Consider the following 11,560-nt stretch of genomic DNA (forward strand, 5'->3'; position numbering starts at 1 on the left):
GGGAAAGCGGCGGGCGGCGTGCTGCAATCCCAGCTGCTGCAGATCCTGTCCGGCGGCATGCTCACTGACCACTGGTGACTGTCCGCGCACAAAGCGATACCCTTCCGCAATCTGCTGCTGAATTGGCATGGTGGGATCAAGCGACAACCACGGCTCCTGCGGCAGCGAGGCCAGCGTACGGCCCCATAATCTGCGCAGCCGCGGCACATCCTGCGGCAGCTGATAGGTCTCGCCGTGAATAATCACCACGCCGTGCGCCTGGAGTTCGCGTGGCAATATGCCCATGATGGCCTGCGCCAGCAGGCTCTTACCGGAGCCGGTCTCACCCAGCAGCGTCAGCGGCCGGCCGGGCGCAATCGCCAGGCTGACCGGCTCTACCAGTACACCCTCTGCGGCGCTAACGCTCACGCCGTTAACCTGTAAGCTTTTCATGCGCGCTCCTTTTTCATCAGCAGGTTGAGGCTAATCAACAGTAAAAACAGCGCGGCGACCGGTTGCATCAGCAGCCACGGTGCTTCCCACGCAAACGGCAGCAACTCCGTCATCATCAGGCCCAGTTCCGGCGTGGGCGGGCGCACGCCTACGCTGATAAAGCCGAGCGCTGAAACCGCCATGATGGCGCTGCTGAAGGAGAACAGCGTGAGCGTCAGCAGCACCGGCGCCAGCGCGGGCCACAAGTGATGAAGAAAGCGGTAAACGGGCGAGAAACCGAGCAATTTGCTGGCCTGCATCGCAGGCGAGTGCACGATAGGCCGCAGCGTGGCGCGCGTGACGCGGAAAAACTCCACCCACAGCACCAGTGAAATACCCAGCCACAGCATCTGTGGCGCATCCGGAGCAATGGCGGCCAGCAGCAGCACCAGCAGCAGGCCCGGCAGCGCCAGACACATATCACCAAAGAGGCTAAACAGGCGGTCCGGCCAGCGCCCGTAGAGGGCACTTACCACACCCGCCAGCACGCCCGCCAGCATCGCGCTGATGACACAGAGTGCCGCCAACCCCAGCGACAGACGCAATGCGGCGCTGAGTCGCGTCAGCATGTCACGGCCAAGGTGGTCAAACCCCAGCAGGTGACGGGCATCAGGCGCCTGCAACATCTGCAGCAGATCCTGTTGCAGCGCATCGCCCGCGTGCACCAGCGGTAACAGAAAGGCGAAGGCCAGCAGCGCGAGCAACAGCAGCAGGCCGATCAGTTTGGATAAGGAGAGTTTCACGCGCGCGTCCCTCGCGGATCAAGCAGATGACAACCGGCGTCTACCAGCATATTCAGCACCACGAACAGTAAGCCCAGCGTCATCGCGCTGGCCTGAATCACCGGCACATCACGGGCAAAAATGGCGTGTACCAACGCGTGGCCGATGCCCGGCCAGGCGAACAGCGTTTCGACCACTACCACACCCTCGACCAGCCAGACAAACTGCATACCAAACCAGGTCAGCACCGGTGAAGCGAGGTTGCGTAAACCGTGTCGCAGCAGCAGTCGCGGCGGCGTTAACCCTTTTTGTGCACCCCAGCGGTAGTAGCCTGCCGTGACAACCTGCACGGTGGCTTCACGCACCACGCGCACGCCTACCGCCGTCAGGCTGATGGCCAGCGTGAGCGCCGGCAGCAGGAAGTGATGCGCGTCGCCGTGTCCGGCGGCAGGTAACCAGTCAAGCTGCAACGCAAACAGTAAGATCAGCAGCATGCCGAGTGCAAAATGGGGGATGGATTTCAGCATTGAGGTCAGCCAGAACAGCGCGCGATCGACTTTGCCGTGCGGATGGCAGCCGGCCCAGATACCGATCGGTAACGTCAGCAGCAGCGCCAGCAGTAGCGAGATACCCGCCAGCGCCAGCGTCTGGCCCAGCTGCCAGCGCAGTTCATCCATAACCGGCTCGCCGGATACCAGCGAACGACCAAAATTGAACTGCAGCAGATCCAGCAGCCAGTGCAGCAGCGCGCCGCTCTGCGCCAGGGAACCGCTTAACTCCTGCTGCACCAGCGCCACCGCACTGGCATCCACACGATCATAACCGTAGCGGCCCGAGGCGATGCGCCACGCCATGTCACCGGGTAACGCCTGCACCAGCAGCCAGGTTAGCAATCCTACGGCCAGTACGACAAATATCGCCTGCAGCAGCCGCCAGCTTAGCTGTTTCATCATTGCTCACCCCAGCGCATGCCACGCAGGCCAAAGTGGCGCTCAAAGGGATCGAGCTTGACACTCTGCAACTGGCTGTTTACCGCCACCGCCTGCTGATACCAGGCGAGCGGAATGACCGGCAGATCCTGCTGTATGGCGGCAGTGATGGTATTGCGAGCCTGCGCACGGGCATCGGCATCCGTGGATCGGGTTAAGGTGTGCAGCGCGTCAGCAAATCCTGGCGGATGCCAGTTCATAGCACCCCAGTCGCCGCCGTTGACGCCATAATCCTGCAATAGCGTGCCGCCAGGATCGGGCGTCAGCGCAAAGTTGCGTGAGAAGAGCGCCATTTGCAGCTGATTACTGTGGTGCTGCGCCGGGATTTCACTGGCGTTGGTTGAGTTGATTTTTACCTCAATCCCCACTTTGCGTAGCTGCTGCTGGATGACCATCGCCATCAGCGGTAACTCCGGGCGGTCGGGATAGGTGAGCAGCGTCAGGCTAAATCGCTGACCGTTGCGCATCAGGATGCCATCGGGGCCCGGCTGCCAGCCAGCGGCCTGTAGCTGCTGCTGCGCCTGCTGAGGCTGGTACTGAAGCGGTGCGAGGCTGGCATTGTGCCATTCGCCCATACTGGCGGGAAACAGCTGACTGGCGGCACCGGGGTAGCGCAGCACCGCCATCGCCAGGGCGTTGCGGTCAATCGCCATGCTGATAGCGGCGCGCACCGGCTGCTCTGCCAGACGTGGATCGGCCAGATTGAGCTTGAGCATCAGGGTGCGCGGCACCGGAATTGCCGGGATCTGTAACGTTGCTTTACGCGCCAGGCGCTGACGGCTGGCGGCATCAAGGTTGAAGACGTAATCCGCATCGCCACTCTCTGCCAGCAGCGCACGGGTTTCTGCGCGCCCGGTGGAGAGGTAATTGGCCGCAGTAATGGCGGGTTTCGTCCCCCAGTAATCATCAAAGCGCTCTACGGAGAGCGACTGCGGGGGCTTGAACGCCGTGAGCCTGAACGGCCCGCTACCGATAATGCGCGTAATAGCGCCCTGCGCATCCCAGCTGGCGAGAGCAAGGATTTGCGATCGGCTTTCGGCCAGTACGGCCAGCAGCGGCGTGAACGGCTCCGTCAGGGTGATAGTGACACTCTGGCCGTTGCCGCTGATGGCGTTGATTGGCGTTTTATCCAGCAGGCCAGCTTTGCCGCGCGCGGTATTCAGGGATTTAACCACTGCCGCCGCGTCCAGCAGCGAACCGTCGTGAAAACGGACGGCGTTACGCAGCTGGAATTGCCACGTCAGGCCGTCAGGTGAAACCTGCCAGCTCTGCGCCAGCGCCGTAATGGGTTCCCCACGCTCGTTGACTTCGATAAGCGTTTCAACGACATCCATGCGCAGCAAAATGTCGCCGACCAGCGCCGGATCGGTTCCTTTAATTTCGAAGGGTGCGGCAATGCGCACCGGTTTGTCCTGTTGACTGGCCGCCGCAACCGCGCACGAAGCCAGGCCGAGCGCCGTAGCGATCAGCAATTTCTTCATTGATTTCATTGTTTTTTCCGAACAATTCGTAACAAAACACCCAGAGAAATTACGTTATAACATAACAATATTTATTTTTACACCGATGGGTTGCAGGGAATTGTCATGAAAGAGGGCTGGTCGAGATTCGCAATTGCGGGAACGGGGCACCTGGCGCGCCCCAATACTTCGGGATACTGCACCCGTTCAGAAGAGGCTGTGACGGGCCTGACAGGCTCCCACTCCGGGCACGGCGTCGCGATCTGCGCTATGCTGAGCCGGTCGACTAAACCACAAGGAAATGCTGCTATGCCCGAGATCGTTGTTTATGCTGCGGAAGGCCGCACGGTTGAACAGAAGAAAAAATTGCTGAAAGCTATCACCCATGCGGTGGTGGATGCTTTTGAGGTCGAGCCCAACTCAGTGACGGTCTCGATTATTGAAACGCCCAAACATCTTAAAGCCAAAGGCGGCGTGCCCTTTGATGAGCGTTGAATAACAACGCCTCGATAAAGATCGTCGTCAGGGATTGAGCAGCGTCTCCACCAGCTTTAGCCACTGCTGCCGATCCGCGCTAAAACGGCTTCTGATACTGGCGGGTGTATAACCCGTTATTCCCCGTACCGTACGGGTAAACGACGCCTGGCAGTTGAAGCCGTTGTCGATCGCAATCTCCAGAATGCGTTTTTCGCTATTCACTAACGCATAGGTAGCATTGATGACGCGGCGCACGCGAACGTAATGATAAACATTCAAACCGGTAAACTGCACAAATTTGCGCTGGAAATGCCAGACCGAATAGCCGCTTCTTTCGGCGATCTTCTCTACCGAAAGAGCCTGATCGAGGTGGCGATCAATCCACTCAACCATCTCCTGAATTACACAGAATACTGCACTCATGCGCATATCAGATGGCACAGCTGCTCCCGCCTTAATGATTAACGCTTTTCCATTCGCTTCAGCGGCCGGAATAGATAAACTCAGCACCCGTTCATCTTTTACCGTAAATATACTTCTCACGGGCTGCGTATTCATGCGCTGTTGACGACAAAGCGCACTATTACCGGTATAAGGCACTGCAGAGATTTCTGACATGATTGAGTGGCCCTGAAAAGGCGCTAAAAATAGTCTGTCAGCAGCAGTTATTTTTAGCGCGGAGTAAAAATGCCTCTTTACTTAACCAGCACAGTGATTATCTGGCAGCAAATTCGCTGAATGCCGCTAACTGACGGCCAAGAAATTGTCGGGTGGATTCGTCAGTCAGAACACCCTGAGTAACTTTTTCACTCACGTCACCAATAATGGCTTCAGGCTTGTTCAATATACGCGCATCAAAGTAACCGAGAATCTGGCGTAAATGTATTTGCGCCCGCACGCCACCCAATTTACCCGGAGAGGCTGACTGAATAAGCACCGGTTTACCGGCAATCGGCTGCGGTGAAACCCGTGAAAGCCAGTCCAGTGCGTTTTTCAGCACGCCCGGAATGGAGTGGTTATATTCCGGCGTAATAATAATTAAACCATCCGCCCCGGCTATCGCCTGCGCCATTGCAAGCACCGCCGGCGGAAAGCCCTCCGCCTCAATATCAGTGCTGTAGTGTGGAAACTCTCCCGGTGAACCCAAAGGTGCAAACGTTACGCCCGCCGGCGCCAGCTCCGGGAGTGACTGAGCAATGGCAGCATTAAATGACCCGGCGCGCAGGCTACAGGTGAGTGTGACAAATTTAAGGTTGTTATTGCTCATGGTGATCCTCAGCGATCTCAGCAAAAGGGGTTAATGGCCAGCCGGTCAGAATTGATAGACCAGCCCGACCGCCAGAATGTCGTCAGTTGATACACCCGCGGCCTGGGAAAATTCACTTTTATCAATCAGGTTAAGTTTGTAATCGACATAAGCCAGCATATTGCGGTTAAACAGGTATGAGCCGCCAAAATCGATAAATTTTACCAGGTCCTGCGTGGCGTAAACCCGTCCATTACCGGCCTGGCCCAGATCGCTGGCGCGCGCCTGGTTATAGGCAATAAACGGTACCCAGCCAGAATCAAACGTGTACTGTGCAAACACCTCAACAATATTTGTCTGGTTGGCATAGCCATAAATACCGCCCGCGCCACGGGAACCAAAACGCGATGCGTTATACGCCTGGGTGTACATCACGCCGAGATAGACATTGTGCGCATCATATTTCAGCGAGGCGGAATAGGCTTCGGCGGTATCGCCCTCGCCCATAATGCCACTGCGCGCGTTTTGCTCACCGGTGCGGCTGGAGTGGGTAAATGCCCCGACGGCCCTGAAACCGTTGCCGAAGGCATACGCCACTGACATACCGTACCCCTCACCATTCTGGCGAAGGACATCCCGTGTGCCGGGTTCACCGCTGCCCTCATTTTTACCCTGATACTGCACGGCAACATCCAGCCCGCTTACCAGGCCAAAGAGATCGCTGTTGCGCCAGGTCGCCAGACTGTTGCCGCGACGGAACATAAATTGATCGGTGTTATAGGTCTGCGCATCAAATTCCGGCTGCATATCTGTCTGGCTTAACGCGTCGTACAGCACGCCAGTACTACGACCATAATCCAGCGAGCCAAAGCGTCCCATCTTAAGACCGGCAAAGCCCAGCCGGGTAGTCATGGTATTGCTGTCACTCTCTGGCTGACTGGCATTAAACTGGCTTTGCCACTGTCCATAGCCGGTCAGCGTATCTGAAATCTGCGTCTGCCCTTTAAAACCGATACGCATGTAAGATTGATCGCCATCCTGACGCTTATCACTGCTGAAATAACGTAACCCGGACACCAATCCATATAAATCCAGTTTATTACCGTCTTTATTATAAATTTCCGCAGCTGACGCACTGCCTGATAAAAAAATACATGATGCCAACAGCGGCGTAAAAAATGCCTTCATCCATCCCTCATTCAAAATACATACGCATGGCCGGTGATCTTTTCGGCCAAATTATTGTTCTCATAATGTCCGGATGATTATCTGACGTGGCTGACGGAAAAGAAAGTTATACCAAGGGATAGTTATACTAACGGATAATTGCAAGCTTATCGCAGAGCTGAACGCGATGAGTGCTTTTGCCTTATTTTTAAACACTTACAAACAGCAGGACTATTATCAGATCCAGCTGTGCGTTGAGTATCCGATGCATTCTGATATAAGTTTTACGCAGTATCTAATTTATCCTGGCGGAGGTATATTGCCTGTTCAGTACAAAAGAGTGCACATAAGTCAGAATGAGTATTTATGGATAAAACAGTTTATCTTGTTGATGATGATGCTTCCGTCATCAGTTCGCTGCAAAACCTTCTGGGTTCAGAAGGCTATAATGTCCTTGCTTACACCTCTCCCGCTGACTTTTTAAGCGAAGCGGAATATTCTATCCCCTCCTGCCTGATTGTTGACCTGAATATGCCCGGTCTGGATGGCTTCGATGTGTCGCAAACGCTGATGGGGCGCGGTTACTCTATTCCAACCATCTTCCTCACCGGTTTTGGCACCATTCCCATCACAGTTAAAGCGATGAAAGCGGGTGCGTTTGAATTCCTGACCAAGCCGGTGATGCCGGATGCCCTGCTACAGGTTATCGCCGATGCGATGGCGCTTTCGGAAAAAAGTGATGCCGCCGCCCGGGAAAAGCTGCTGCTGACCGGCCGTTATCAGTCACTGACCCCGCGCGAAAGGGAGCTGATGCAGCTGGTGATGCAGGGGTTGCTGAATAAGCAGATCGCCGCTGAGATGGGTATCAGTGAGATCACCGCCAAAGTGCACAAGCGCAGAGTAATGGAAAAGATGATGGTGCGCTCAGTCTCAGAGCTGGTGAGAACAGCGGAGAAGCTGCACCTGCTTGACGACAAGTAGCCGTTTCTCACGTTAACGCCGCACCCGCCGCGAGCAACGGGTGCACGTATCATGATGCTGGCGGGCTATTCACTGGCAGCGTAAACCAGAACAGGCTGCCGCCGGCGGGCGCGTTTTCGGCATGAATCTCCCCGCCGTGCCGCTTAATAATCTCATGACTGATGGTCAGCCCCATGCCCATGCCTTCAGCTTTGGTGGTGTAAAACGACTCAAAAATCTTGCCGATCACCTCCGCCGTTAACCCCGTACCGTTGTCTGCAACCTCAAAACGGATGACGTTTTCAGCAGGATGCCAGGACGTCAGACGCAGCGTGCGGCCACCACTGTTCTCTGCCATGGCTTCAATGGCGTTGATGATCAGATTCAGCAGCACCTGCTGTATCTGAATGCGCTCACAGAACACCTCATCGCACTGCGCTTTGAAATCCAGCTCCAGTGAAACGAAACGTCGCTCCAGCTCCATACGCGACAGGTTCAGAATATCCCGCGCCAGCTGATGCAGGCTGGCGGGCGCAAACTCCGCCGCCTGATTTCGCGTCAGCGCCTGCAGGCCACGAATGATATCCCCGGCACGCCGCCCTTCCCGGAGAATCTCCTCCAGACTGGAACTCGCATTCTCCAGATTCGCCGGCTCGCGCTTGAGCCAGCGCAGACTGGCGCCGGCATTCGCAACGATCGACATCAGCGGCTGATTGATCTCATGGGCAATAGAGGATGTCAGCTGACCGACAGTGGTGGCACGGGCGACGCGTGCCAGCTCCGCCTGCGCAATTCGCGCGGCATCTTCGGACATCCGCTGGCTGGTAATGTCCGTCAGCGTGCCAAAATACTCCCGCGTCTCCGGCCAGTTATCCACGGCTTCACCAATGCCCTTGATGTAGCGACACTCACCGTCGTCACGGATGATGCGAAACTCCGCCTGCATGATCAGGCCCTGACTGGATTGCGTATCAATCAACGCCTTCAGGCACTGTATATCATCCGGGTGAACGCGCCGCTGAAACTCAGCCATAGAGGTGGTGGTCTGCTCATCCGGTAACCCCATGATGCGTTTATATTCATCAGAGATGTACTGCACGTCCGGCTCCATCAGCCAGTGCCAGGTCCCGGTATTACTGATCTTTTCACCCAGCATGAGCGATGTCTGGCTGGCGCGCAGCTGCTTCTCGATTTTGCGCCGCTGGATGTTTTCGTCCATCAGCTCGGCATAGAGCCGCGCGGTCTCCAGTGAAACCGCCGCCTGCGCACCCAGCATGGCGACGATGCGCGAGTGCTCGGCGGTAAAGACATCCGGCATCAGCCGGTTTTCAAGGTACAGCACGCCTACCATCTGCGCCTGCCGGAACATTGGCACGCACATCACCGCCGCACCGGAAGCGACCAGATAGTTGTCCTGGCTGAAAGGGCTAAATACCTCTGGCTTGCCGGTGCGAATCTCTTTACCGGTGCGAATAACCGCGCTCAGTACTGAAAGTGGCAGATCGGTCGCTACCGGTACCTCGCGGACAATATTGACGCGGATACCCTCTGCCAGCGTCGAAGCCCGGGCCTGAATCTCCGGTACATCGCCGTCAATCAGGCGAATCAGCATGCAGTGCTGCGCCCCCGCACGCTCCACCAGCATGACCATCAGGGTATGGATCAGGCGATCAAGATTGATCTCCTCGGTCAGCGCACGCATGGCAGTTACCATACTTTGCAGATCGCCGATCGCCGCACTCTGCTCAAAGGTGACGGTGTTCAGCGCGCCGGGTGCGTCAGGGTGCGCCAGATGCGGATAGCGCGTTTCCAGCTGGTGTACTTTGGCGCCAGCTCCCCAGCGATCCCAGGCGGCTATTGCCCCTTTGATGTAAGCCTCTGCCGCGAAGCGCATACTGCGGGCGTCAGCGGCGCGCGCCGCCAGCTCACACGTCAGGCCATGAATATGGTGAAATTCACCCCGGCGGGAGAGATCCAGCGCTCTTTCATACATCTCCATCGCCTGCGCACCTTCGCCCTCTAACCGCAACAGCTCGGCCCGCAGCAGCGCCTCTTTATCCGCAAAGGTTTTCTCGTTCTCATTCGACCATATCTGCAGCCTTTCCAGATGCCGCAGCAGAGTCTGCCGATGCGCATCGGTAAAGGTTTCGGGCTGCAGCGGCGCAGAGAGTGACAGCGCGCTGTACAGATGCAGATCCAGCAAATGGACATGGCCCGGAATAAACGCGGTGAAGGGTGCCGCGTCGGCAAAGTGCTGACCGGCCGTTGCGTACTCTCCGGCAAAGAAGTGCGCCATCGCTTTATACAGGCGCGTCCAGAACTGCATCAGCAGCACAGGTTCAACGGCAAATTTTTGCGCGCTGTGGTCAAGATCGGGTGGCGAAAAGTGATCGCCGCTAAAGGTTTCGCCGCGCGGCTGGCGCAGGAACATCACATAGTCAAACTGCATGCCCAGCACGATCTCAACGTCGCGGTACTGCGCCTTGTGCACATAGCTCATTCCGCGCGTGATCGAGGTGCAAACGCCCTCAAGATGATCGCCCCGCGCCAGGTAATTCATCACCAAATGGCGCAGCGCCAGACAGGCTGATGTCCGATCGCCAATTTCCACGCCAACGTCAAAGGCCGCTTTGGCACGCTCAATGGCATAGGTGAGTGGCATGGTCCAGACGCTCACCTGGTCCAGCGGCAGCAGCGTACGCGCTTTATAGCTGACAAAATCGTGCCTGTAGACCAGTTCACGTGCCAGCAGCGCACTGGCAAAGCCGCGACTGTACTCATCATACTGATCGCCGCATACCACGCCATACCAGGAGAGTGCTAACGTTGAGGCACCGCTCAGACCACGCGCCATGGTGAGATGCAGCAACTGACACAAAATCATAAATTGCAGGCGCGGGCAGACAAAGGCAGAGAAGGTGCTGGCGTTGGCCATCAGATTCATGATGGCTTCGGTCTTTTTACAATTTACGCGGGGCAGAGAGCGAAAACGCGTATAGGGATTTTTGCCCACATCATCTTTCAGGATGATGCGCGCGGCATCACACTCCGCCTGGCTGGGGTGACGGTTTAGCCGGATGCCGAACACGGCCAGCCAGGCGAGTGCCGTCTCCAGCGCCAGCTGGCTGTCTGACTGCCGCATGTGAATTTCCGCCATCAGGCCGGCCGCTTCGGCTTTATCCGTGATGTCACCCGGCGTAGCCAGAATTTTCGTGCTCAGCGTCATCGCACCCGTGAGATTACCGTTGAGAAATTCGCACTCGGCCTCTTCCAGCAGCCAGGCATTGCCGCTATCTCTGTTGGCATGCTGATTGATAAGGCCGGCGAAGTGCAGGTAGCGCAGCGCGGAGGCATAGTCGCCGGTATTTTTTGCCCGTCGTGTCGCCTGAAGCAGTAGCTGGCTAAAGTCAGCAGCATCGGCGGCAAGCGTATCGATGTGCCGTATTGAGACCAGATGGTGTGCGGCGCGGAACAGCAGCGTGTTCGCCACGTCGTCACTGCACGCCTGCATGTAGTAGCAGGCGGCGGCGTAGTGAAAACTATCTTTCTCATCAGGGGAGATCAATTTCAGCGCAGCTTCATGCACGCTGTTATGCATAAACGCCCAGCCGCTCCCGCTCAGCGCAATCAGCCGCAGCTCTGCCGCGGGCTGCAGCCACTGCACCAGTTCCGTTTCGCTCTGCTGCGTTATTTTGCCGATCACGCACAGGTCACCGCTGGCCCCGCTGAGGGCGAGTTTGCCCAATAGCTCACGCACCGGCTGCGGCAGCCGCTGCACATCCGCCAGTACGCCGGCAGCGACGTTGGCCGTATAGTGGCTGTTTCTCAGGGCCTGCGCATCGTAGGTCCACTTAAACGAAGCATGATGCGTGATGTGTTTATCGCGCACGGCCTGGCGGAAAAATGCCTGGGTCGCCAGCGGATTGCCGGCGGTTTTTTCACAGATGATCTCCGCCAGCTCGCTGGTCAGCGCACTGCGGGTATGGAAGATGCCGGCCAGCCAGCGTGCAATACTTTTTACCGATAGCGGTTCCGGCGTAATCGCGATAAGCGTTGAGGCGCTGGCAC

10 protein-coding genes are annotated in these 11,560 nt (G+C 57.0%); 2 read left to right on the forward strand and 8 right to left on the reverse strand.

All coding sequences use genetic code 11. The features are described 5' to 3' along the window. From HA48_RS20930 to HA48_RS20945, 4 genes are all read right to left on the reverse strand, one after another. The coding region (locus tag HA48_RS20930) for an ATP-binding cassette domain-containing protein (RefSeq protein ID WP_128603035.1) at nt 1-432 on the reverse strand (432 nt) is incomplete at its 3' end. Next, a complete protein-coding gene (locus tag HA48_RS20935) occupies nt 429-1,214 on the reverse strand; it encodes an ABC transporter permease (protein WP_128603036.1) in 786 nt (261 codons plus the stop codon). The genes HA48_RS20930 and HA48_RS20935, both read right to left, overlap by 4 nt. After that, nucleotides 1,211-2,146: an ABC transporter permease gene (locus HA48_RS20940; RefSeq protein ID WP_128603037.1), complete on the reverse strand. Its 936-nt coding sequence runs from the start codon at nt 2,144-2,146 to the stop codon at nt 1,211-1,213. Before HA48_RS20940 ends, HA48_RS20935 begins: the two co-directional genes overlap by 4 nt. Next, nucleotides 2,143-3,672, reverse strand: a complete 1,530-nt coding sequence (locus HA48_RS20945) for an ABC transporter substrate-binding protein (protein ID WP_128603038.1) — start codon at nt 3,670-3,672, stop codon at nt 2,143-2,145. Before HA48_RS20945 ends, HA48_RS20940 begins: the two co-directional genes overlap by 4 nt. Before the next feature lie 96 nt (nt 3,673-3,768). Between HA48_RS20945 and HA48_RS22730 the strand changes: the two genes are divergently transcribed. Next, nucleotides 3,769-4,137: a tautomerase family protein gene (locus HA48_RS22730; protein WP_244182921.1), complete on the forward strand. Its 369-nt coding sequence runs from the start codon at nt 3,769-3,771 to the stop codon at nt 4,135-4,137. A 27-nt stretch (nt 4,138-4,164) separates the two neighbouring features. Here the strand turns inward: HA48_RS22730 and HA48_RS20955 are convergent, their stop codons facing one another. The 3 genes from HA48_RS20955 to HA48_RS20965 all read right to left on the reverse strand — a co-directional run bounded on the left by HA48_RS20955 (nt 4,165) and on the right by HA48_RS20965 (nt 6,553). After that, nucleotides 4,165-4,560, reverse strand: a complete 396-nt coding sequence (locus tag HA48_RS20955) for a helix-turn-helix domain-containing protein (protein WP_158086980.1) — start codon at nt 4,558-4,560, stop codon at nt 4,165-4,167. Nucleotides 4,561-4,834: 274 nt separating this feature from the next. Continuing rightward, nucleotides 4,835-5,386, reverse strand: a complete 552-nt coding sequence (locus HA48_RS20960; protein ID WP_128603040.1) for an NADPH-dependent FMN reductase — start codon at nt 5,384-5,386, stop codon at nt 4,835-4,837. Nucleotides 5,387-5,431: 45 nt separating this feature from the next. Then, nucleotides 5,432-6,553: a porin gene (locus tag HA48_RS20965; RefSeq protein WP_128603041.1), complete on the reverse strand. Its 1,122-nt coding sequence runs from the start codon at nt 6,551-6,553 to the stop codon at nt 5,432-5,434. Nucleotides 6,554-6,898: 345 nt separating this feature from the next. On the opposite strand from HA48_RS20965, the gene HA48_RS20970 reads away from it, so the two are divergent. Further along, on the forward strand, nt 6,899-7,513 hold the full coding sequence (locus HA48_RS20970) for a response regulator transcription factor (RefSeq protein ID WP_128603042.1): 615 nt from the start codon (nt 6,899-6,901) through the stop codon (nt 7,511-7,513). Between the two features lie 49 nt (nt 7,514-7,562). On the opposite strand, the gene HA48_RS20975 is transcribed toward HA48_RS20970, so the two are convergent. After that, nucleotides 7,563-11,560 (reverse strand): trifunctional serine/threonine-protein kinase/ATP-binding protein/sensor histidine kinase (locus tag HA48_RS20975; protein ID WP_128603043.1); only part of this gene is annotated, 3,998 nt, incomplete at its 5' end.

This window comes from Pantoea wallisii, from assembly GCF_002095485.1.
Classification (GTDB): domain Bacteria; phylum Pseudomonadota; class Gammaproteobacteria; order Enterobacterales; family Enterobacteriaceae; genus Pantoea; species Pantoea wallisii.

Excerpts from the sequence above, each read along its gene's own strand:
- HA48_RS20940 (WP_128603037.1), bottom strand. The coding sequence starts at position 2,146 with ATGATGAAACAGCTAAGCTGGCGGCTGCTGCAGGCGATATTTGTCGTA.
- HA48_RS20945 (WP_128603038.1), bottom strand. The coding sequence starts at position 3,672 with ATGAAATCAATGAAGAAATTGCTGATCGCTACGGCGCTCGGCCTGGCT.
- HA48_RS22730 (WP_244182921.1), top strand. The coding sequence starts at position 3,769 with ATGAAAGAGGGCTGGTCGAGATTCGCAATTGCGGGAACGGGGCACCTG.
- HA48_RS20960 (WP_128603040.1), bottom strand. The coding sequence starts at position 5,386 with ATGAGCAATAACAACCTTAAATTTGTCACACTCACCTGTAGCCTGCGC.
- HA48_RS20965 (WP_128603041.1), bottom strand. The coding sequence starts at position 6,553 with ATGAAGGCATTTTTTACGCCGCTGTTGGCATCATGTATTTTTTTATCA.
- HA48_RS20970 (WP_128603042.1), top strand. The coding sequence starts at position 6,899 with ATGGATAAAACAGTTTATCTTGTTGATGATGATGCTTCCGTCATCAGT.